Source organism: Thiorhodococcus minor (assembly GCF_010820565.1).
Classification (GTDB): Bacteria; Pseudomonadota; Gammaproteobacteria; order Chromatiales; family Chromatiaceae; genus Thiorhodococcus; species Thiorhodococcus minor.
On record NZ_JAAIJQ010000008.1, the window covers coordinates 71,680 to 94,572 of the forward strand.

14 protein-coding genes are annotated in these 22,893 nt (G+C 61.3%); 10 read left to right on the forward strand and 4 right to left on the reverse strand.

Translation table 11 applies throughout. The annotated features are described in order from the left end of the window. Nucleotides 1-826 precede the first annotated feature (826 nt). The 4 genes from G3446_RS04245 to G3446_RS04260 all read left to right on the forward strand — a co-directional run bounded on the left by G3446_RS04245 (nt 827) and on the right by G3446_RS04260 (nt 7,797). Entirely contained in the window at nt 827-5,014 is a 4,188-nt protein-coding gene (locus G3446_RS04245; protein WP_164451167.1) for a DUF4214 domain-containing protein, read from the forward strand. Nucleotides 5,015-5,094: 80 nt separating this feature from the next. After that, on the forward strand, nt 5,095-5,874 hold the full coding sequence (locus tag G3446_RS04250) for a SapC family protein (RefSeq protein ID WP_164451168.1): 780 nt from the start codon (nt 5,095-5,097) through the stop codon (nt 5,872-5,874). Nucleotides 5,875-6,002: 128 nt separating this feature from the next. Then, nucleotides 6,003-6,221 carry a hypothetical protein gene (locus G3446_RS04255; RefSeq protein WP_342450030.1) on the forward strand — a complete coding sequence of 73 codons (219 nt, stop codon included), beginning with the start codon at nt 6,003-6,005 and terminating at the stop codon, nt 6,219-6,221. Nucleotides 6,222-6,495: 274 nt separating this feature from the next. Then, nucleotides 6,496-7,797: a capsule biosynthesis protein gene (locus G3446_RS04260; protein ID WP_342450031.1), complete on the forward strand. Its 1,302-nt coding sequence runs from the start codon at nt 6,496-6,498 to the stop codon at nt 7,795-7,797. 490 nt (nt 7,798-8,287) lie between these two features. Here G3446_RS04260 and G3446_RS04265 read toward each other — a convergent pair whose 3' ends face one another. Then, complete coding sequence (locus G3446_RS04265) at nt 8,288-8,749, reverse strand: hypothetical protein (RefSeq protein ID WP_245232292.1); 462 nt, start codon at nt 8,747-8,749, stop codon at nt 8,288-8,290. A 290-nt stretch (nt 8,750-9,039) separates the two neighbouring features. On the opposite strand from G3446_RS04265, the gene G3446_RS04270 reads away from it, so the two are divergent. The 5 genes from G3446_RS04270 to G3446_RS04290 all read left to right on the forward strand — a co-directional run bounded on the left by G3446_RS04270 (nt 9,040) and on the right by G3446_RS04290 (nt 14,215). Further along, nucleotides 9,040-9,441 (forward strand): DVU3141 family protein, encoded by a 402-nt coding sequence (locus G3446_RS04270; RefSeq protein ID WP_342450032.1) that lies wholly within the window; start codon nt 9,040-9,042, stop codon nt 9,439-9,441. 11 nt (nt 9,442-9,452) lie between these two features. Further along, the gene (locus tag G3446_RS04275; RefSeq protein WP_164451170.1) at nt 9,453-11,132 is read left to right on the forward strand and encodes a polysaccharide biosynthesis/export family protein; all 1,680 of its coding nucleotides are present in this window, start codon (nt 9,453-9,455) and stop codon (nt 11,130-11,132) included. A gap of 9 nt (nt 11,133-11,141) precedes the next feature. Continuing rightward, the gene (locus G3446_RS04280; protein WP_342450033.1) at nt 11,142-11,972 is read left to right on the forward strand and encodes an ABC transporter permease; all 831 of its coding nucleotides are present in this window, start codon (nt 11,142-11,144) and stop codon (nt 11,970-11,972) included. Nucleotides 11,973-12,449: 477 nt separating this feature from the next. Beyond that, nucleotides 12,450-13,139, forward strand: a complete 690-nt coding sequence (locus G3446_RS04285; protein ID WP_164451171.1) for an ABC transporter ATP-binding protein — start codon at nt 12,450-12,452, stop codon at nt 13,137-13,139. Next, nucleotides 13,136-14,215 carry a chain-length determining protein gene (locus G3446_RS04290; protein ID WP_164451172.1) on the forward strand — a complete coding sequence of 360 codons (1,080 nt, stop codon included), beginning with the start codon at nt 13,136-13,138 and terminating at the stop codon, nt 14,213-14,215. Before G3446_RS04285 ends, G3446_RS04290 begins: the two co-directional genes overlap by 4 nt. Before the next feature lie 257 nt (nt 14,216-14,472). Here G3446_RS04290 and G3446_RS04295 read toward each other — a convergent pair whose 3' ends face one another. Beyond that, nucleotides 14,473-16,563 carry a capsular polysaccharide biosynthesis protein gene (locus tag G3446_RS04295; protein WP_342450034.1) on the reverse strand — a complete coding sequence of 697 codons (2,091 nt, stop codon included), beginning with the start codon at nt 16,561-16,563 and terminating at the stop codon, nt 14,473-14,475. Nucleotides 16,564-16,819: 256 nt separating this feature from the next. Between G3446_RS04295 and G3446_RS04300 the strand changes: the two genes are divergently transcribed. Then, the gene (locus G3446_RS04300) at nt 16,820-17,785 is read left to right on the forward strand and encodes a glycosyltransferase family protein (RefSeq protein ID WP_209262256.1); all 966 of its coding nucleotides are present in this window, start codon (nt 16,820-16,822) and stop codon (nt 17,783-17,785) included. Here G3446_RS04300 and G3446_RS04305 read toward each other — a convergent pair. Next, complete coding sequence (locus tag G3446_RS04305; protein ID WP_245232293.1) at nt 17,752-20,061, reverse strand: glycosyltransferase family 2 protein; 2,310 nt, start codon at nt 20,059-20,061, stop codon at nt 17,752-17,754. The genes G3446_RS04300 and G3446_RS04305 overlap by 34 nt on opposite strands. A gap of 3 nt (nt 20,062-20,064) precedes the next feature. Next, complete coding sequence (locus tag G3446_RS04310; protein ID WP_164451174.1) at nt 20,065-22,209, reverse strand: glycosyltransferase family 2 protein; 2,145 nt, start codon at nt 22,207-22,209, stop codon at nt 20,065-20,067. Nucleotides 22,210-22,893: the final 684 nt, after the last annotated feature.

Below are 22,893 nucleotides of genomic sequence, written 5' to 3' on the forward strand. Positions count from 1 at the left end.
TGGAAATCATGGTCGAGACATTTGTAGGGGCGAATTCATTCGCCCCTGGTCCGGCGGTTGGGCGAATGAATTCGCCCCTACACGTTTTTCCAGACAGCTTCTGATGCTGAAATGCGGACATGCTTGCGATCTTAGGGCCGTGGGACGCATGCCAACCCCGGATGAAACCGGGCCAGGTACGCCGTTGCACACCCGGCGTGCCAATTATTGACCGATGTCTCGCCAGATTCTGTGACCTGTCGCATCCTGCCGGGTGCGGCAAGGCGCCGCCGCCGAACTTCGAGGCCCTGACACGCAAAGTGACGCGTCCGGCTCCGGATTGGGTTTGCGAGCGGCTTCGGGCGCGGTAACGGGGGGGGGCGCTTCGCGCCCATTGATGCCTGCAGACCAGTGTGCCGACAGTGTCGCGCCCACGCATCTGCGGGGCGGGGTGAGGAGGCTTCCCAGCGTCGCTGCTGTTGCGGGCGCCGTTTTCCGCAACCGGCTCTAGTTGTCCTTCTGCCCAGTTACGGGCCTGTTTCGCCTCGTCCAAGGTTGACGAGGCTGGGCGTGCCGATTAGGCTTAGGAAAGCTCTTTTGTGAAGATGCAACAGTTGCGAGAAGCCCAGCGGTTGCGTCATCTTGGAGGGCGGGCAGCAGTTCGGCGTCGCGCAGCCCGGGGATAGCGTTGGCGGTCGCGGCCGAGTGGTGTAATCTACATCATGCTACCTGAGCAGATTGCGCTATCACTCACCCAAAGCATTCATCGCACTGAACGGAGTTACCTGACATGTCAAGACCACAAGATTATGGAACCCTCGAGCGCGTCCTGGAGATCTACGCCGGAGTGTGGGGCGCTGCCGCCGACGCGGAAGGCGCCGACTACTGGGTCGCCAAGATTGGCGAAGGCTGGAGCTACGTTGACGTTGCGGCCAGCTTCTTCGACCAGTGGCGCGTCCAGAACGAGTACGAGAACAGCGACGGCTCCCCGCTTGCTGGCGATGACTTCCTGACCGCCCTCTACCAGAATATCTTCAAGGTCGATACACCGGATACCGAAGGCTTCGAGTACTGGCAGGGCCGCATGGCCGAGCTTGGCGTTACCGATTACGACAGCGCCGACGTTGGCACCCTGGTCATGGAGATGATCGATGGCATGTGGGCCAACGAAGACAACGTCGACACCGTTCAGGTCCTCTATCAGAACTGGATCGAAGCCAGTCTGCAGTTCTACGACGAGCAGAAAGAGCGTGATCTGACCCCCTTCAGTGAGCTGAGCCGGTCCGATCAAGCCGCCTTCCTGATGGCGGCCTCCGATCTGGTCGACGGGATCGACGAGACCTCGACTCCGCAAGACATCGAGAACGCGGTCTGGACCGCGATGGATGCGATCACCTCCGACGCCTACTTCACCCTGACCTACGGCCAGGACAACATCGTGGGTGACGGGCTCGACAACACCTTCATGGCGCCTGTCGTGCAAACCGAAGAGGGCGTTCTGGCCAACACCCTGGAAACCGGTGACGTGGTCAACGGCGCGGGTGGTGTCGATACTTTGCAGGTCGACTTGATCGACTCGGGAGACGTTGGGGACGTTGGAGATGCGCCTGCGATCTCTGCAACGACGAACGAGGTCGAGCGCGTCTTTCTGCGTCAGCAGAGTCCGCAAACCGACTTTTTCGTCAACAATTCGACGATCGACGCGGAAAAGATGCTCGGTGTTCAGGAGTGGTGGAGCGACAACAGCCGCTCCGGCATCCAGATCGAGGACATCCGTTCGATCCCGGAGCAGACGACCTTCGGGATGCGCGAGACGGATCCGGGCGTGAGCTACACTGCGTATTTCGATCCGGCTCAGGTGTCCGAGGATCGGCTGCAGGATATCGACTCCAGCCTGACCCTGCGTCTCGAGGACACCGCAAATCCGGGCTCGCTGGAGAACTTCCCCGTCGATGGAGTGATCTTCTCGTTCGACGGGATGCAATACACCATCGACCTCGACTTGGGTGAAGGTGCGGAGCGTACCTATGACGCCCTTCTGGCGGCGGTGAACGCTGGGCTGGCAGCCGAAGATGCGCTCAGTGGCCTGACCGCAACCCTGAACGCGGACAATTCCCTCACCATCACCGACCCCAACGGCGGATCGTTCGAGGCGGTCGGCTATTCCTGGATCGATGACATCGTGCCGCCTGCCGGGACCCTGAACTGGGATCTCGTCGTTGGCGCACCCGTTCAGGAAGATGTCCCGATCGAGACCGATGTGGTCTTGGACTTCGTCGGCCGCAGCTCCCAGGGCGGTATCCTCGATATCGGCTCCATGGGCGACGGCGGCGTCAACGTCTTCAATGTCACTGTCGATCGCAGCAGTTGGCTGACCAGGATGGAGTCGCGGAGCGACCTGGGTGCTGGTGACCGCAACCTGGAGACGGTCAACCTCGCGAGCGGGGCGAATGCTGGCGATCTCACCGTCGGCACTCCGGTCGAAGGTCAGACCGGCGAGCTGGACGGTCGTGTCGTGAATGGTCTCACCGATCTTCAGACCATTGATGGCAGCGGCTTCCTGGGTGAGCTGAATCTCGGCATTGTCCTGACCGATGACGCCATTGATCGCTATCTCGCCGGAGCCACCGAAGAGGTGCCGTTCATCTACACAGGCAGCGAGCAGAACGACAACTTCACCATTGATGGCTCGCAGGCGGTCGCCCTGACTGGCGATACCGACTTCGGGTTCGATGTGCTCATGGGGGGGGGCGACGATCGGCTGAATATCGACCTGCCCAATTCCGCTACCACGACTGTGGATGGGGGCGAAGGCGACAATGTCATCGCGGTTAGCCGCAGTCATGGCGATACGACCGATACGACCTTCGAAGGCTTCTCCAACTTCCAGATCTATGAAGTGGAAGGTACCGGAATCCAGCAGATCGGCGGCTTATGGCAATTGGTCTTCGACAACACGACGCATGACTTCTCCAGCATGTCGGGCGTCGAGAATGTCGTTATCGCGACAGACGGTGTCTCGGTAGGCTTCCCGTTGTTCGATAATGTCGTCGCCAACGCCGGCGACAATACCACCCTGGTCGATCTCGAAGACGGCACCATGGTGACCGTCTCGGGTAAGAATCAGACGCTCGGAGACAACAGCAACAACGATCAGCTCTTCGGTCCCCTCCAGATTCAGGGCGCCGACGGCGAGACGCTCGATATCGATCTGGACAACACGGCGCGCGTCGATGGCCGTCTGCGCATCGACTCCCTGCAAGTCGAAGATGAGCCTCTCCCAGCAACCAACGAGAGCGCGGTTCGCACCGTCAACCTGACCTCCGGCGGCGAGCGCGACACCGTCAATAGCGTGGTCGATTTCCAGGGCGAGCGCGTTACGGCCCTCAACTTGGACGGCTCGCAGGATCTGGGCGTCCGTATCACCGATCTGGCCTCCGAGCCGGTCGAGTCCGGCGAAACCCCGGCGATGATGGTGAATGGCGCGGCTCTGGAAGCGGATCTCACCATCGGCATGGACGCGGCCTTGCTCGACAACGAGGATGACGACACGCTCACCGCAACGGCCGGCGACGACGACGTGCTCATGCTGTACGGCACTGTCGATACCAACGCGACCATTTCCGACTTCGATGTGATCCAGTTCGGTAAGCGTGGTGATCTGGGCTTGGTGACCCGTGTCGGAAGCGCCACTGCCGATACCGTCCTTCGTGGAGCGACTGGAACCTTCGACGCGACCAACACGGACACGGGCAGCTATGTGATCGCCCGCCTCAATGGCGATCTGCGTCTCGAAGCGCTTTCCGGCGATATCACCGTGGATATCGGTGACGATACTGGTAACGACGGCCAGGTCTTGGCTGCCGCTGCGGCGACGTTGGAATTCGTTGCCACGGGCACACCGGGGGCACTGAACCTCAATGTTGTCCCCGAGGTGGCTGCGGGCACCTTCGGGCCAGGGGCAAGCACCGTTGTTGTTGAAGGTTTCGAGACCATCAACGTCGATCTTGACCGCAGCAATTCGGTCGGGCCCGAGAACCTGTTCTCGACCCTGGATCTGAATGACGATGCTCGCACGCTGACGCTTCAAGGCGGAAACGAAGACGTGGCGATCACCATGGAGCTTGAGAATGCGCTGAATACCGCCTTGACGACGGTCGACTTCAGTGAGTTCGAGGGTGAGTTCCGCGTGCCGCTGGGCTGGGATTCGACCGAGGGCAGCAATGGGACCATCGTGGCCAACGAATACGATTTCGTGTTCGATATCGGTGGCGATAATACCGTCATCCCGGTCGGTGTGGGTGCCAATACTGCTGATGTTGGAGAAGAGTGGTTGGTGACCTTTGGAGTTGGAGCTTTGGCTGACGGCGAGTCCATCACGATCGACTTTGCTGGTAGCCAGTACGTCTTTACGAACGATACCGGAGCGGATATCGCCGCGGCGGCCATCAACGCGAGTATCATCGCAGACGCTGCCAATGCGCCGAGCGGCTTTGACATCACTGCCAACGGTGCCAATATCCAGCTGACAGCAACGAACCCGGGAGACATGGCGGCCGCGGCTCCGGTTGTGACGCTCGAGCCTGGATCCGCCGTGGCAACCGCTCAAGCTCTCTTTACTCCCGGCGAGTTGGCTCCTGCGACGCTTCCTTACGAAATCGTCACGACCTTGTCCGATTTCGTTACAACGTTCCAATTCACGGAGGATGCGAACGAAGCGGGCGTGGTCTGGCAGATCGACAACTTCCAAGCGTTCGATGTGCAAGGCAATGTCAACCTTGGCAACGCCTCTGTGATTGACCTGCGCGATCTGGGTGTCGATAGTGCTTCTGATATCGATATCGCGGACGCGGCGACCTGGTGGGGTGCGCTCTCTGCGGAAGAGCAAGCCGACTTCGATCTGGTCGCCAATCCGGGCTTGAATGTTGCCGGCAACACGGTGGTGACTTCAAACGAGGGTCTGGACTTCACCATCCTGCTGACTGGTGTCGACTGGAACGATCTCGCGAACGAGAACTTCCAGGGCATCGCCTAAGCTATCCGGCGGGCTTCCGAAGCCCGTCGTCCTGAACTGGGCTGCGCCTTTGGGCGCAGCCTTTTTTCTTGGAGGTGCTCATGTTCCGAGACATGAAACCGTTGGATCGGGACCAGCATCGGTGCTTACGTCTCGCTCCGAATCAGCCCTTTCTGCACGCAGCCAAGGAGATGCTGGTTTCCGTGGTGGCCGCAGAAGCATCTCAGATTGCCCGTGAGTACGTCATCGTCTTTCCAGGTGGTGAGTCGGGGCTCCCCGCCGCGCTCTTGGGCGCCCAAGAAGGCGTCAACGCCTATGTCAACGAGCAGGGGCAGTGGGTCGGACGCTACATTCCGGCCGTCGTACGCCGTTATCCCTTTCAGCTCCTCTCGCGCGGTCCAGTGGACGAAGGCAAGGCAGGTGAGACCCGCTTCGCCATTCTCATCGACGAGTCCGCGCCTCATTTGGCCGAGACCGCCGGTGAGCGTTTGTTCACTGACGCGGGTGAGCCGACCGCGACCTTGCTACGGGTTCAGCAGGTACTGACGGCCTTGGAGCAGGAGCGGGTGCGGACCAATGCCTTGGTCTCCCAGCTCGATCAGCAGGGGCTCTTGGTGGACCGTGTGGTCAAGATTCAGCCGTCGGGCCAGGATGTTCGTCAGGTCTCTGGCTTGCGCGTCATCGATCCCAAGCGGTTGAACGGCTTGACGGCCGACGCCCTGAAGGCGTTGCACACGACTGGCGCGCTGGAGCTTGCGTACGCGCATCTCCTCTCTCTTTCCAACCTGAGGGATGGCTGGCTCGCCAAGCGCTCAGCGGCACCGCAGATCGATATCATGGACTTCTCTCTGGCGGACCCCCTCAATTTCAATCTTCACTAAACTGCGCTGCATGACCAGCTGGGCGACCATGGCCGCTGTCTTGCGGTCAGGCACCGATTGCGTGACGCGGACATTGTGAGCTCACAAGCCCAGCCTGATGCCGCAGCGGACAATGGAGCGAATGACTCGTGACTGAAGCGATGACACAGAAGATCACCATCGACGGCAAGGATTACGCTGTGGGTAAGTTAAGCGAGGAGGCTCGCAATCAGGTCGTGAATCTGCGTGTTTGCGACCAAGAGATCGCCCATCTCAAGCAGCGTTTAGCCATTGCCCAGACCGCGCGGGCCGCCTATGCCAGTGGGCTGAGGAAGGCGTTGGCGTCGGCCGAGGTGGTCGAGCATTGATTGTTTGTGTCCAGCTCCTGGCTGCGGGGCTCCTGTTTTCTGGGGCGCGACCTTGATACTGAGGCACGGACGTCGCTCCGCGCCGCACCCCGTCAGGCGTCGCCTGAAACGAACATGTCTTGCATTTGCCATGTCCGCATCTAGGCGGCCGTGTTATCCTTAATCCCTAGCAAGTTGGGCGCGCGGCTCGGTCACGCACGCCAATCGCCACTGTCTCGGAATGGAAACGCCAAACAGGGGGGCGTCCGTGTTATCAGCATTTTCCGGGAAGCGAGTGCTGTTGCTGCAGGGGCCGATGGGGCGCTTCTTCGCGCGGTTGCGTCGCGATCTGCAAGCGGCCGGTGCAGAGGTCTTCAAGGTCAACTTCTGTGCGGGAGATCGGCTCTTCTATCCGACGGGTGCCATCGATTACCGGGGTACCCTTGACGACTGGCCTGACTTTCTTGCCGAGCTTATCGATCGGCTGAAGATCGACGGTGTCTTCCTCTTCGGCGATTGTCGGCACTACCACATTGTCGTGCCCCAGGTCGTGCGATGGCGACACACTGCGCTCTATGTCTTCGAAGAAGGCTATATTCGGCCCGACTACATCACCATCGAAAAAGGCGGCACCAACAGTTTTTCTGCCCTGCCGCGCGATCCGGGGTTCTACCGCTCCCAGCCCAGCCCGGTATCTGAACAGGAGGAGGCCCTTCCGGTGCGCCATGCCTTCTCGCGGGCGGCCTTCTTCGCCATCAGCTATGCCATTGCGAACGCGCTATTACGCGGGCGTTACCCGCACTACCGCCATCACAGACCCCTCGAGCCGCTTGCGCAGGCGTTTTTCTGGCTGCGTGCAGGCTGGCGCAAGTACTGGTACGGGTATCGTGAGCGGCCTGTCGCGCGACGGCTCTTCGGGTCGCTCGCCAAGAAGTTCTTCCTGGTCCCCCTGCAGACCCATAACGACGCGCAGATCAGTGTTCATTCCGATTACAGCTGTATCGAGGAGTTCATTGAAGATGTGCTTGCATCCTTTGCGTCACATGCCTCGCCTGACTGCGCCCTGGTCTTCAAACATCATCCGCTCGATCGCGGTTACTGTGACTACGGGGCCTTTATGCGGCGGATGACGGGAAAGTACGGTCTGGAGGGGCGTGTCTATTACGTGCACGATGTCCACCTGCCGACGCTGCTTGACAATGCGCTCGGCACGGTCGTCATCAATAGTACAGTTGGGTTGTCGTCACTCTTGCATGACACGCCCGTCTGTGTGACTGGCGATCCGATCTACCACATCCCGGGGCTGACGTTTCAGGGGCGGCTCGATCAGTTCTGGGCTGACCCAGGTACGATCGATCGGGAGCTGTATTCGCGCTTTCGGAGCTGGCTGATCGCTGATAACCAAGCGAACGGGAATTTCTATCGACGCTTGAGCCAGTTGGTCAACCATACCGGCGTGGTTTGGCCTCCAAATCTGGGTCTCGATACCGACCCCAAGGCGGGCTCGAACCTTGCCGCACAGGTTGCGCGCTTAGGAAGAGAGGTCGGTCGTCCCGTGGACAGGTTCGGGCCCTTGCAAGCCGGCTCCGAGATTTGAGCGGGTGTCGACTAGGCGGTTTTCGGCCGGGATGTTGGCGGTTGCGGTGGCGCTGATTTGACCAGCCGCTCCTCGAGCGCCGTGACCTGGGTTGTAGGCTCGGGCGGCACTGTCTCGTTGTCCCGCGGGGCCGCCTGAGCGAGCTCCACCGCTCCTGCGCCCCGGTTGCGTCCCTGCCCCGTTGCTCGCAGTACTCTTGATCGAGGCGGCCGTCCGAGGGGCATGGTGCTCTCGGAGCTTGACGCTCGGAGCTTGAGAAGTGATGCGAGCCGCCCCTCCAAGAGGCCGGCTTTCGAATTGCTTGCCGATCCCTGATGGCGGCCTCCTTCTTCACTTCCTCATGCCGCTCTACCTCTGCTTGCCTGTTCAGGATGCTTCTTGAGCGCGGCCGATGGCTTGGTCCATGCCCGCCGTGAAGGCGTCTCTGAGCGCCTTGCGTTGGGTGTGTCTTCGCTGATTGCTGCTTTGTCTGGGCTGGGCTGGGCTGGGCTCAGGGCGTTGGCTGCGCGCGCGAGTGCGGCGCGGGCGGCTTGCCGCTTGCGTCATCGGGCTTTCCTCCTGCCGCGCCGGGGCCGGGGCCGGGGCCGGGGCCGGGCGTGGGCTTTCTGCCAATGGTTTGGGCGTGCAGATTCCGCCTGAGCACAAGATTGACGACGTGCTGCTCGCGTTTGTTCGCGCGCCTGCAATGGTCTTTTTGGAACTGATCCGCGATGCGCACTACAAGGCGCGCCCAGCGTTTATTGTCGCGCTCGCGCCAGGCATGCGACGAGATGGATTCCCATGAGTAGCCGTCGAATACGGACGCGTTGACGAAGTGGTCGAGGGCGCGAACACCTGCTCGAGCGCGCTCGATACGCCCTGCGAAGCCGAAGACTAGCAGGAGCGCTAAGCCGAGCACTGCCAGAGGTAGCAAAACGAGTGACAAGATAAGACCGGCACCGAATTCCTTCATAACGATCCAGACGTAGGCCTCCTATTGAATCGTGAAAGATGGTCGCGATCGCCGGGCCACCGATGTGTCGGCAACTGCAGAAGCGTCGCTGGTTGGCGACCTGGCAACACACCAGGCAGGGTTCTGGCCGGCTGGCCGTAACTGCTACACTATGGCGGTTTTTTTTTGCTGGAACAATTTTGGTTTCAATGGTTCGTGGATCTGGGGCTAGGATGTTGGGGGCGGCAGGTGCGAGCCTCGGTCAGCGCGTCGGCCGGTGTCGCGTGCGTCATTTCGCTCGATGGATCGGGGTGACGTCGATTGCTGTCGGCGTGGCGCTCATGGGCGGCTGCGCTGCCTGGCCGCCGGAGGGCTTCCTGGGGCACGGCGACCCGGCGACGCCAGGGGCCGGGCCTTTCCCGAGTGTACAGGAGCTGCTGTCACGCGAGCCCGCCGGGGCAGTCGTCCTGCTGCCTCACAGCCCTTGGGGCGATAACATACAGGCGTTGCTGCATGAAGAATACGCGGCGGCTAGCGGCCGCGACTGCCGGCGCTTGACGATCGACCCCAACGGCGCGGCTTTTCCGGCGCTTGCATGCCGGCAACAGAGCCAGCCGAGAACCTGGGTGGCTGTGCGTCTCTTGCAGGTCGATGGATACCCGATTTTGGACTCGGCGGTCGGCAAGACGCCGACCTGGGGTGGGCGGCAGTGATGGTGAGTCTCATGTCAGGGTTCATTTGCGCCGCGCGCGCGCAGTCCGCTCGCCTTGTTCTGCTCGCGCTGCTTTGCCAGTTTGCCGCCATACAGGTTATGGCGCAGGGCATCAGTGCGCAGGTCGAGGTCCCCGCTAGTCAGCAGGCGGGGCCTGTCCTCGAGAGCGTGGCGCCGCGTGACGTTGCGGCTCAGGTCCGCGTCGACGACATTCCTCCCTTCGGCGCCAGCCTTTTTGCAGGTGGCTTCAGCGCGAGACAGACGACCTGGCTGAACCCGGGCTATCGCGTGATGCCTGGCGATCAGATCACGGTTCGGGCCTGGGGTGCGCTGGAGCTCGATCTGGTCCTGCCGGTCGATACGCAAGGCAATATCTTCATTCCACAGGTCGGGCCGGTTCAGGTGCGGGGAGTGAGTGCCGCTGACTTGAACCGTCAGGTCAGCAGCGCGATCCGCCAGGTCTACACGGACAATGTCTCCGTTTACACCAATCTTCAGGGTATTCAGCCTGTCGTCGTCTTCGTGACCGGTTTTGTGAAGAGCCCTGGTCGTTACTCAGGGGCACCGAGCGATTCCGTACTCAACTATCTGGACCAGGCTGGCGGGATTGATGTGGAGACCGGGAGCTTTCGGGATATCCGCGTGACCCGCCAGGGGAGGGTGATCGTTCGCGTCGATCTTTATCCCTTTTTGCTTGATGGCGAGCTGCCTCGGCTGCAATTCGAGGAAGGCGACACCATCGTGGTGGGTCGGCGTGGTCCCATGGTTGCGGTCTCCGGGGATGTCGCTCGGCCTCATGGCTACGAGCTGACGTCAATGACGGAGTCGGTCGATGAGGTCATGCGGTGGCTGCAGCTCAAGCCTGGCGTTTCCCATGTTCTGCTAAGAGGGATCCGTGACGTCGGTCCTTTCTCCACCTATGTGTCGCTCGACGAATTTCACAATACCTGGCTGCAAGGTGGCGATGAGCTGTTTTTCTCAGCGGATCGGCGTTCCGATACCATCGTGGTGCAAGTGGAGGGCAGCTTCGAGGGGCCATCGCGCTTCAGTATCCCGCGTGACGCGCGCTTGATGGAGCTGCTCGACAGTATCCGGGTCGACCCGCGCTCCGCCGATGTGAAGAGTGTGTCCATTCGACGTAGGAGCGTGATGGTGCGCCAACGTGACTCGCTCGATGAAAGTCTGCGTCGGCTAGAGACGGCTTATTTGGGGGCCTCGTCGGCCACCGTGGACGAGAGCAAGATTCGGGTGGAGGAGGCCAAGCTGATCCAGGATTTCGTCAAGCGTGCGCGCCAGCTTGACGTGAGTGGGCGACTGGTGGTGGCACAGGGGGGGCGCGTGAAGGATGTCGGCCTGCAGGATGGCGATGTCGTCACCATTCCAGCGCGCTCCGACTCGGTGCTCGTGAGCGGCGAGGTGCTGGTTCCGCAGGCCATGGTGTACCAGAGCGGGGAAGGCGTGGAGGACTATATTCAGCGGGCTGGCGGCTTCACAGACCGCGCGAATACCGCGGATATCCTGCTCGCGAGGCAAAGCGGCGAGGTGGTCGCGGCAGATGATGTTGCGCTGCGCCCGGGTGACGAGGTTCTGGTTCTGCCCGAAGTGCCGACGAAGAACCTGGAGCTGGCGAAGACCCTCTCCCAGATCGTCTATCAGATTGCCGTGGCGACGAAGGTGGCATTGGATCTCTAAGGCCCAGATGTGACTGCTGCGGACAATCATGCATCGCGGGCGGACATGACGGGCGGGCAGGCGCGGCCAGCGTGGCAAGTCACCTGGAGCGTTTGGCATGCGCTGTTCCTGCGCGAGGTCTTGGCGCGCACGACCGGGGACCGTTTGGGCTGGTTCTGGATGCTGGGCGAGCCTGTTGCCTTCATTTCGATCATGGCAGCCGTCCGGTCGTTGATGGGGCGTGCTCGCTTGATCCTCGGGGCGGAGTTCATTCCCTGGCTCGTTGTTGGGATCACGGCATTCTTCCTGTTTCGTGAGGCCTTCATTCGATCAATGACGGCGATTGAAGGCAATCAGGCGCTATTTGCGTATCGCCAGGTCAAGCCGATCGACCCCGTTCTTGTTCGCAGCGCGATGGAGGGGCTGCTGAAGAGCATCGTTCTATTGATCCTTATTGCTTTCGGCGTCTTGTTCGGTCTGGATGTGCTTCCGGCCGATCCCCTGGGGGCCTTCCTGCTGTGGTGCGTAATATGGCTCTTAGGTCTCGGGGGGGGGCTTATTGTTTCTGTAATCGCGCGTTTGGTCCCTGATGTGGAGCATGTGATAAAGATGCTGATGCTGCCGATGTTTATCATTTCGGGGGCCATCTTTCCTCTTCAAAACGTGCCTCACGGTCTATTGCAGTACCTCCTGTATAACCCCGTCTTGCATGGTCTAGAGCTGCTGAGAGTCGAGTTTTTTGCTGGCTACAAGCCGATCCAAGGTGTGAGTATCGATTATCTATATCGCTGGATGCTGATAACCGTGGCGCTCGGGCTGGCCTTGCACATGCGTTTCGAGCAGCGCCTGAAAGCGAAGTAGTCGGAGTGAGGGCTCGGTATGAGGTTGTTCGGCCTCGATCATCAGTTGGACCAGTAGGGTGGACGAGCGAGAGCGAAGTCCACCGAATCCCGCGCCGACGCTGGTGCAATACGTTGCGCTTGTCCAAGGTGATTTCCTGAAATGATCCTACCCAGAACAGCGCCTCCAATAGGATGGGCAAAGCCCCTGGCACGCTGGCGCGCATGGGGAAGACGTTTGTGGGGCGTGCCCACCCAGGTGGCTCAGGCGCCTGGACGATGGGCACGCTGCGCTTTGCCCATCCTACGGGGAATCTGTTTCCCGGAAATCATCCAACCTCCGAAGTGGCGCGGACGAAACCCATGATCGACGCCTGTGCGGGGCTGGGTCATCCTTTGGTCCGAGCCTGCGGTTGACAAGAGCGGTTCCCCGCCGTGACGGGCGAAGGGCGGATGATCGCGACACCCTTCCCTCCGTTTGGTCCGAGAGAACGTCTGCATGATCGAAGTTAGGAATGTCTATAAGCGCTACCATACGCGAAATCACCAAGCGAGCGACTGGGTGCTTCGCGGGGTCGACTTTGTCTTGCCGAAGGGTGTGAGCCTCGGCGTCATCGGTGGTAACGGCGCGGGGAAGTCCACCTTGCTGCGCTTGATCGGTGGTATGGACCATCCCGATCGTGGTGAAGTGGTTCGTCATGGGCGCGTTTCTTGGCCGATTGGGCTGACAGGCGGCTTTCAAGGCTCGATGACCGGTCGGCAGAACGTGAAGTTCGTTGCTCGAATTCATGGAAACAATTTGCGGATCCAAGAGGTCATCGATTTTGTCCAGGATTTCGCTGAGATCGGAAAGGCATTTGACGAGCCGATCAAGACGTATTCAAGCGGCATGCGCAGTCGGCTCGCCTTCGGTCTGTCGCTCGCGTTCGATTTCGATCTCTACCTCTCCGATGAGGCGACTGCGACGGGCGATGCATCGTTCAAGGCGAAGGCGAAACAGGCCTTCAACGAGCGTGTCGGCAAGGCTGATCTCGTGATGGTCTCGCACAGCGAAGGTATTCTGCGCGATCTCTGTCAAGCCGGGCTTTGGCTTCATCAGGGCGAGGCTGTTTGGTTCGACGATGTTGCCGATGCGCTTGCTGCCTACCACGACAGCGTGAAGCATGCGAAGAGGCGTAAGGCCGCGTGAATATTCTGCGGAAGCAGCCGATCTGGGCGCTCGTTTTGACGGCCATAGTCGCCGCCATCCTCTACTGGGGGGGGCTTGCGACTGACCGTTATGTGTCGCGTGCCCATGTTGTATTGCTGAGTGCTGAGATCAGCCAGCCCCGCGCGGGGCTCGCGGCCATCTTGCCTGGGCCCGGCGGTAATGATCTTTTGATGCTGCGTGATTATATGCTCTCGACGGATATGCTTGCCCAGCTTGACGCCGCGCTGCATCTACGTGACCACTACTCCAGCGAGACGATCGATTGGCTTTCACGGCTTTCGTCGCCGCGTGTCGCGACGGAGGAATTTCACCGCTACTTTCTCAGTCGTGTGTCGGTCGTACTCGATGAGTATGCGCAGGTTCTGCGTATTGGTGCACAAGCCTATGATCCAGCAACGGCTCGCAGAATCGTTGAGCTGATGCTCGACCTGGGTGAGGCGCATATGAATGCAATGGGGCATCGCCTGGCGGAGGAGCAAGTGAGCTTCATTGAAGTGCAGGTTACGGAGCTCAGGGAGCGAATGGTCAAGGCAAGCAACCAGCTACTGAGCTATCAGAACACGCATGGGCTGGTGTCGCCAACGGGAACGGTCGAAAGTGTCAGCTCTGTTATCGCTGGGCTGGAAAATGAGCTGGCCAAGCTGGAAGCGCGCAAGGCGGCGCTCAGCGCCTCTCAGAGCGAGAGCTCGCCCGAGATGATGCGCCTCAGCAGTGAGATCCGAGGGATGCGCCGGCAGATCGACGTCGAGCGCTCCCGGCTCGCGCGTAGCTCCGGGGATGCGCTCAACCGCCTTTCCGCCGAGTATGAGCTGCTCCGTTTGCAATCTGAATTCGCCAGCGAGCTCTATTCAACGGCGTTGACGGCCCTTGAAACGACGCGCGTCGAGGCAGCGCGCTCCCTGAAACAGGTCTCGATCCTTCAGGCTCCCACGAATCCTGAATATCCGACCCGCCCCCGCCGCGTCTACAACATCACGGTATTCGCGCTGATGTCGGTTCTGGCGGGGCTTATCTTGCACTTGTTGCTTGCAATCATTCGCGACCATAAGGACTGAACGAAGCCTGACTTCGGGGGCGATCGGACGAAATCAGAGATCTGGATAAGGTGATTTCCTGAAATGATCCTACCCAGACAGCGCCTCCAGTAGTCAGGATGGGCAAAGCCCCTGGCACGCCGGCGCGCATGGGGAAGACGTCTGTGGGGCGTGCCCACCCAGTGAAGGCGACTGGACGATGGGCACGCTGCGCTTTGCCCATCCTCGTGGAATCTGTTTCCCGGAAATCACCTTATCCAGCGAGCCTGTCCTCCGGCTCAGCCGATACGCGCGTCGCGTCTGTCGGCTAGCCATCCCAAGACTGGTCGTAAGAGCAGCCGATGCCACCAGGGCGGCACCCTTTCCGTCTTGCGCCAGGCTAGGAGCTCATCGAGCGCGCGCTCGGGCGTGGTGAAGCGCTGGGTCGTGCGGCTGATGTATGTTGGATAGAGAATCAGGCTGCCGGCTACGAGCATGTCGAGGGTCAAGCGGCGGCTGCGCCGCTCGATTGGAGCTCGCTCTGCCGTAAGCCCCCAGCCCGCATAGAAGGGGATGCCGTGGCAGACGACCGCTTTGCCTCTCAGCAATGCCTCGAATCCCGCCAGTGAGGTAAGAACCTGTACTTCGTCGACGGCGTCGAGCAACGGACCCATTGGGACGTTGATCACCACTTCGTCACACCACTCCTGGGCGCATGTCTCATCGTCGCCTTTCGCGCGTAGCCCTGCCAAGACGTCGGGGTGCGGCTTGTAGATCAGGTAGGCATCAGGGTTTTCCTCCCGCGCCGCGCGCAGGAGCTCGATATTGCGACGAATCGCGGGGGCTCCGCAAAGAATGGATGCGTCTGTCTCGACCTGTCCAGTGACTAGAATCACGCGCGCTGCGCACTCAGGGCGTCTCCAGGGGGTGGTGCCGACGTTATATTTGGTGAGCCCAGTAGCAACGATGCGCTCGCGAAGTCGCCGCGCTCGCTGGAGGAGACTCGTGGGGAACTCGTGATTCTGGAGAAGGATTTCCAGGTCTGAAGGATGGCGGGCGTCGTAGTAAAGACCGCGCCCATCGATCACCCAGGACAGGGGCTCAACCAAGTCTGCCCCGAGCCCAACCGAGCGCAGAAAGCCATCCTCAAGACGAAGTGCTTGAACGCCGGGCGGCGTTTTGGTGCTCCCCCACACTGCGACAGTTTCATTCGAATGCATGGCCTGCGAATGCATGACTCGCTCGCCGAAATGCAGCTCGCTTCCCTGCATGAACCTGTGCGCGAGCTTCCTTTTCCAGGGAGAAAAGCCCAAGACTCGAATCGGCCCGCCAAACCGCTCGCGCATGTGCCTTTGCAGCCCCAGCCAGGCGAGCACGCGCTCGACGTCACAGTGCTCGCCCGTTTCTGGATCGCGATATCTGGGATAGTCGATCAGGGAAGCATGCACCAGCTGCGCCAGGCTTGCAGTGCCCCTGCGCGACGGCGCTGGAAGCTCGTCTCGTGTCAAACCCCATCCGGCATAGAACGGCATGCCGAAGGTGCGCACAGGTTTACCCCAGATCAGTGCTTCAAAGCCTAACTGGGAGGTTACTACATAGACCTTTCGAGCCTGCTCGAGCAGTGATACGGGATGGACATTTTCTGCGAGTACCTCCACCCGCTCGAGTCGCTCGAGCTGTCTCGGGTCGAAATGGCTTTTCTTGCGTCCTGCGAAGACGTCCGGGTGGATCTTGACCAGGACGGTTGATTCAGGGTTTTCGTGCAGCGCGGCGCGCAGCATCTGCTCGAAGCATGCGGTGCTGGCGAGCCCATAGCCGATTGCCGGGTCTCCAAGGGTTTGATCGACGACAAGGATGCTCGATTCGGGAAGTGGGTCCCGCTTCTCGGGCAAATGGTTGTATTTCGAAACGCGCGCCGCGCGCCAAGCTGCTCTGAGTGCTTCTGCGCGTGTCCTTTCGCGCTCGGTTAGGGGGCGGCTGATGAGGTGCTCGAGCCTTGATGGCTGAGTCGCGTCGTAATAGGTGCCAAGGTGATCGGCGACTATCGACAGCGGCGGATCCTGATTGCCGAGTCCAACGGAGCGCAGAAAGCCGTCCTCAAGTGCCAAATAGGGCAGTCCATGACGCAAGGCGTATCGGCGTGCTCTTGCCGAGGTCGGCTTGAGACCCCAGCCAGCGACCGCCCTTATTGCAGCGGGATTTCGCCACGTCGATGTTGCCGCTACCGGCTCGCCTAGCAGGGCTTCCAGATGGGGAATCTCTAGAATTCCGCGTGAGAGAATCCCAATCATGCATGTCTCCTTCCGGACTTTCCTGAGGGTCTGACTGGAGCCCCGTGGCGCGCGCCATTGGGCATAAGGCAATTCGATGACACGCCTTGGGGCTGGCATGATGTGGGAGCGCTGCCCTGGCGCGATGCCACCTGCTCAGACCGCCCTGGTCGCGGCGGGGCGCCGCTCCCACGGATCGAGCGGCCGACCCGGTAACCTGGCTCGGCCGGGCTATCAAGCGGGCGCGTCGATCCGTTTCCAGGATGAGGGCGAGTGGGCATCGCCTGAGTGTTGGCAGGGCCGTCGATGATTGCCAAGGCTGCCGCGATGCGGCTAGTCTGTCACCACCATCGTCATCGGTCGATAGCGAGGCTGCGTGCAGCTCTCCTCCAATGCGCCCCCAATCTATCTGGTCGAGGAGCGTGCTAATCCTTCCAGCGACTTTTTCGTGCTGCCCGTCGTGCGCTCGAGTGGCCGGCCGATCGTTCGCTGTGACTTCCTTGACACTCCCCATGCTGCCGAGCTGCGAAACGCGACGGTCATCTTTGTGCGCTATGTGCCACGGCGATGGGCTAGGCTCGTCGCCAGTGTCCGCGATTCGCTATCGCAGCTGATCTTCTTCATGGACGATGATTTGCTCGATTTCGCTGCGGCGCGTGGCATGCCGTTGCGATATCGCCTGAAGCTCGCTCATCTGGCCACTCTGCGTCGTCGCTGGCTACGGGACCAGGGCGCCATGCTCTGGGTGTCGACGCCCTACCTCTATGAGAAATACGCTGACTGGCGGCCTAGACTGGTTCAGCCGGTCCTTTCGCAGCCACCTGGCCCAGATGATCTCGTACAGGTTTTCTACCACGGCAGCGCTTCGCATGCGGCAGAAATTGACTGGTTGTATCCAGTGATGGCCGCGGCGCTGAGCGCGGAGCCGAGGCTGACCTTCGAGATCATTGGCACCAAGAAGATCAATCGCAGGTACCGACGCTTGCCACGCACGACGGTCGTCCACCCGATGTCCTGGCCGACCTATCAGGCGTTCATCCGTACACCCAGCCGGCAAATCGGACTGGCTCCATTGCTTGATCGGCCCTTCAATCGCGCCCGTTCTTGCACCAAGCTCCTTGATATCACCCGAGCTGGAGCGGTCGGAATCTTCAGCCCCGGGCCAGTGTGTGCGGATGTGGTCGAGCATGGCGTCAATGGCTGGATGGCTCCGCTCGACTCCGACGCTTGGGTCGAGGCTATTCTGCTCTTGACGCGTGATTCCGAGCTGCGAAGGCGGCTTGTGGATAATGCTAAGGCGTGCCTGGCTCATCTCCACGGGCGCTCAACCATTGGCATGTAGCTCAGGGAAAAGTCCGGCCGCTGATAGCTCAGGTTCAGGTTATAGAAGGGGTCGTGCCGCATGGCTTGGCCCCAGCGCGCGCGCATGTACGCCAGCTCTCGTGCCGCGCGTGCGCTCTTCTTCGGGTCCTCTTGCTTGCCGCGGGATACTGATTCGTGATGATAGAGCTCGGCATGAGGCGTCCAAACTACCCGCTGTCCGTGCTCGCGCACCCGCAGGCAGTAGTCGACGTCATTGAAGGCTACTGGCAGGTGCTCCTCGTCGAGACCGCCGAGCCCTAGGTAGAGGTTTCGCCAGGTCATGAGGCAGGCTGCCGTTACGGCCGATAGGTCCTGTGTCAGGATGGCGCGATCGCAATAGCCCGGATCCTCACGCTCGAGGAAGGCGTGGAGGTGATGTGCGCAGCCGCCGGGGCCTACCGTGTCCCCGGCATGCTGCACGCGGCCGTCGGAATAGTAGAGTTTGGCCCCGACGACGCCGACGCCGGGCTGGACCAGGTGGCCGAGCATGGTTTCCATCCAATCGGGGCTAATCACCTCAGTGTCGTTGTTAAGCAGACAGAGGACTTGGCCTCTGGCCTGCCGTGCCCCAGCGTTGTTGAGGGCGGAGAAATTGAAGGGGCGCGCGTCCCGCAAGACGTGCACCCGCGGGGTGGCGTCGAGCTTTTCGAGGTAGGCGAGTGTCTCTGCCTGCTCGCTGCCATTGTCGATCACGAGCACCTCGAAGTGCGGATAGCGCGTGCGTGACAGCAGGCTCTCGACGCAGGGCCTTAGGTATTCGAGGGCGTCTCGTGTCGGGATCAGCACCTTGACCAGAGGCGGTGGATCTGAGATTGCGTAGCGCACCCTGTAATGGCCTCGGTGCGTTCGGGTAGCAGTCGCTGCAATGCCGAGGCGGTCTAGGTGCGCCTGGACCGGATTGCGGCCTGAGGCGTCCTCTAACGTGCTTGCGCTTTTCGCGCTCGCGATTGGCAGATGCCAGAGCGGTGCGGCTAGGTGCCGTATCTCGCTCGGTTGGAGATGCTCGCAGAATCGCAGCAAAAGGTCGTGCGGGTCGCTTCCGAAGGTCTCGGATGCCTCATGGATACTCATCATCCCCAGCAGCGTCTCGCGATGCAAAGCCACTGCTGGTCCGATGTAGTTCGTCGAGCGCAGCAGCTCGGGTGACCAGTCTGGCTTGAATGCCGGGGCACAGAGGGTTCCGTCTGCTTGCCGGTAGTCGTGGTCGGAGTAGATGAGGCGTGCTTCAGGATGTGCCTGGATCACTTCCGCGAGCCAGTAGAGCGCGTGCTCGGAGAGTGTCACGCCCGGCTGGATGAAGAGAATCCATGAGGGGTTGGGAGGGGCCGCTTTGTTCTTTGCTGCGGAAGGCTCGCTCCGGCCATGTGCGCTCCGCGCATGTCGGCTTGTGCTTCGAGACAGTGTCGCCTGAAAGTGGGGCAAGAGAGCTGGGTGGGCAGTGCTCCAGAAACGCTGGGACTGGAGGCGGTGGGTCATCTGTACGCTCTTCCAGTACGGCGGCGTTGATGCTTCGCTGTTGCGCCGCGTGAGCACGAAATCCCGATAGAGCTGCGCCTGCGCCGCACCGAGCGTTACATCTAAGGCGCTGCCTCCTTGCTCCGAGGTCTCGACGAGGGTGATCTCGAATTGCGGGCCTGTGCTCGGCCAGCGTCTCAGCCGTCCGCAGATGCGTCTGCGGGCCGTCTCGTCCACACCGCCGAAACGCTCAAACCACTGGGGGTAAGGGAGTGGAGGCGCGTAGAAGCGGGTATTGCCGGCGAGATAATAGGCGTGCTTCAAGTCGATGAGTGGCGTATAGCCCCTGAGGCCGAGCGTTACCCTCTGGGCGCGCGACAGCTTGAAATACACGGGTAGGATTCGCCGCCAGCGATAGGCCGTGCGCTTCAGCCAGCCGACCGGCTCGAGCGTCCACTGATGCAGCTCGAGCTCACCGGTCGAGCACATCGGCTGGAGTCGGAGGCGTTTGACGGCCTTGGGCAGCCGGATCAATTCCAGCAGGGTGCCCTTGAGCGAGACGGGTAGGTCCTGCTGATGTTCCAAGGCGGCCGTTTCGATGAAGAGTCGCGCCGAAAAATCCCGCCCGCGACGGATCAGTCGTCCCCTTAGGAGCACCCATCCGGCCGGTAGGTCGCCGTCCCAAGTGAGCTCGATCCAAGCGGGTAGGGCAGCGACACGCCAGCCTCCGTTCTGAGCGACGACATTCTCACCGGCCCCGGCGTGGAGCGCTACTGCAGGTCCCGAGCGACCGCTATGCATCCTTTACTTGGCCTTCTTCGCGGGCGGCTGCCATCGTCGTGTCCCAAGGCTCTGGCCGCTCGGCTGTGCAATGCACTCGACGTGATCGCCTCGTGCGAGTGGCTTCGCGAGGATGAAGTCGAAGCCGACACAGCCATGGCGCGGCGCCCCCAGCCCGCGCAGTGGCGGACGCATTGCGGTCGCGTTTGAGCTGGCGACGGCTGCACCATTGACCAGCAACTGAACCATGACCGGCAGACCATGATGATGCGTGAAGGCGAAGCCGGACACCGCCTTCGGTTTCACCGACTGGATAGTCCCGTGCACGAAACTCTGGCCTGACTCGAAGGCCGCCCGTCGCGCGTCGAGCAAACGGTTGGCGCGCGCGACCAGTGCGACGTCCGACCGGTTCAGCTGATCGATCTTCTGGCGGAGCTCAGGCGTCAGGGCATAGCCGTCTTGCTCGTCGCGATCTGGGTGGCAGTTGATCGTCAGAGCCGACAGGCGCAGGTGGTAGGTCTGGTTGATCAGGGCAAGACTCTCTTCGTAGCGCTCGGTCACACCCACTAGCCCAATGGCTTCCAGCGGCGCAGCGCCGAGCAAGCGGCTCTGAAGATTCTGGTTGGTGGGTTGGGTAATGAAGTCATCCAGGGTGCCTTCGTAGCCGGCGTGTCGGACGCTGTGCTCGAAATGGGAAACGACGCGCTCTACCGGGCTGCGAACGAAGGTCAGTGTGTTGAGCAGTCCGACGAGCGGGCCGAAGCGCTCGAGGGGGGCGTGTCCGCAAATCAGCCGGCACCGCGTCTTACCGAGCTGCTGAGCGAGCTCGAATAGATCTGCGGTTTCGTGCACCCACGTCCGCACAAGGGGGCTTGTCTGGCGTTGCTTTATGCCGTAGTCGCATTGGATCGCGGGTTCACCCAAGAAATCGCTGGCGGCCTGGCGAAAGCTCGTCCCGGCTGTCTTCGGTATGTGCACGAAAAAGAGCGTGTTGGGCAGAATGATCGACGAGCAATTGGGGCTGGTCGTGCGCGTGGAGGCGGAATCGTCTGACGCTTGCAGCGACCTTGCGCTCCGGCATATCTCCGGCGGCGCCGGAAACGGGCGTGTTTCCGGATAGGCGGGCATATAGAGATCATCGGCCGTTCGCGCTTGTGTATGCCACTGATCCGCTGCGTCCTGGTAGGCCTTGCGGACGCCGCCGAAGACCGATTGCACGTTGGTTTCTGGATTCTGTGTCAAAGACGTCGAAAGATGACGCGCGAACGCCAGTGGCACACCGGGAAGGACCTCTTTCACCCGGCTCGTGCCGAAGGCCTGGATGACCCGGTAGTAGTATTCCGTATCCGCGTTTACGCTCACCCGGTCCCAATAGCCAAGCTGCTCGAAGACGGAGCGCTTGATCATCAAGGACGAGACGTTGCGGTGGATCCACCCCATCCAGCCGGATGGCGTGCTCCATTGTCCGAAGCAGAGGTCGCTGCGCGTGCGTACCCAATGCGACAAGGTTGCCACGGGCTCATGCGACTCAAGCATAGGGAGCACCTGCGTTTCGATCTTACGCGGATGCGACCAGTCGTCGCTGTCGTGAGTCGTGATGAAAGCTCCTCGTGCTGCAGCGACACCGGTATTGCGCGCCGCGTAGGCACCCTGATTCTTGGTGTGACGTAGCAGGCGAAAGCGCGGATCGCGCGCGGCGAATTGCTCGGCCAGCTCCGCCGTGTCGTCGCTGGACGCGTCGTCTACCACGATCACTTCGAGATTTGTCCAGGTCTGGTGCGCAAGACTCTTGAGCGCCGTCTCCAATGTCTCTGTCGCATTCCAGGCGGCAACGATGACCGACACTTTTTGAGGGGCTTCAAGCTGCCTCTTCCTGCGGCTATCTCGTGGCATCCGTGATTTCGGCTCGCTCGTCTCCAGCTCATCCAGTGATAGCTTGCCGTTCTCGCCTGCCGCATCGGTTGCGCTGCGCAGGGGCTCCAGATCGTTGGCCAGGTACACCCGGTTGATCCATGCTAGCCGCTGATGCGCGACCTCGCGCGTTTCTTGACCGTCTGCCTCGACTAGTATGAGGTTGGCCCCGAGTAGATGCAGGTCAGCCTCATGGGGCCTGAGCGCGAGCATCTGGTCGAGCCGCTCGCGGGCGCCCCCCAGATCGCCAGTGCGCATGGCGGCATCGATGTCCAGTAGCCGTGGCGCCAGGTGTCCGGGGACGGAGTCCTCGACCATGCGAAAGCGCGCCATCACGCGCGCCACGTCCGGCCATTGCCCCCTCCAGGCATACCAGCGCCCCAACGACCAAGCGGCGAGGCTTGCCTCCTGCTCCGCGCACGCACTGCTCGACTCCAGGAGTGCCTCCAGCCCGGCGAGCGCGGTTGTCTCGGACTCGCCGGCGCCGGACCAGAGGCGCTCATGCCATGTCTGTGCCTGCAGCGCGCGAGGCATGCGGCCTTCGTCGCGGCCGAAGCGCAAAAAGTGCAGCAGCGGGTTCATGTCGGCGGCTTTGACGTCCGGATACTGCGCGAGGTACCACGCAGAGTCGAAGCAAGGGCTCGGTCGTCGCCCCTCGCGTCCGCCGTGCAGCAAGTAATGCATGGCTGGATCTCGAGCCCAGCATGGCTCCGCGGCGACATCTGGGGCGTGGCTCAGGTAGAAATCGGCGTCGAAATACTGGCTCTGGCCGATCAAGGCCGCTGATTTTCGTTGTCTGGCGAGGAGCTTGGGGCGAAGCCAGCGCTGACCTGAGGACGGATTGAAGCGAAATCCAAGCATCAATCAATTGGGACCGGTGAATAACTGGAGCGGCGCGCATGGTATCATGAACGGCTGCAGTAGCGTTTCTTGATCGATGCT

Bases quoted from the DNA above. Each gene is read 5' to 3' on its own strand.
- G3446_RS04310 (WP_164451174.1), bottom strand. From the start codon at position 22,209: ATGCGCACTGGCGATCTGGGGGGCGCCCGCGAGCGGCTCGACCAGATG.
- G3446_RS04265 (WP_245232292.1), bottom strand. From the start codon at position 8,749: ATGAAGGAATTCGGTGCCGGTCTTATCTTGTCACTCGTTTTGCTACCT.
- G3446_RS04305 (WP_245232293.1), bottom strand. From the start codon at position 20,061: ATGCATAGCGGTCGCTCGGGACCTGCAGTAGCGCTCCACGCCGGGGCC.
- G3446_RS04275 (WP_164451170.1), top strand. From the start codon at position 9,453: ATGTCAGGGTTCATTTGCGCCGCGCGCGCGCAGTCCGCTCGCCTTGTT.
- G3446_RS04250 (WP_164451168.1), top strand. From the start codon at position 5,095: ATGTTCCGAGACATGAAACCGTTGGATCGGGACCAGCATCGGTGCTTA.
- G3446_RS04285 (WP_164451171.1), top strand. From the start codon at position 12,450: ATGATCGAAGTTAGGAATGTCTATAAGCGCTACCATACGCGAAATCAC.
- G3446_RS04295 (WP_342450034.1), bottom strand. From the start codon at position 16,563: ATGCCAGCCCCAAGGCGTGTCATCGAATTGCCTTATGCCCAATGGCGC.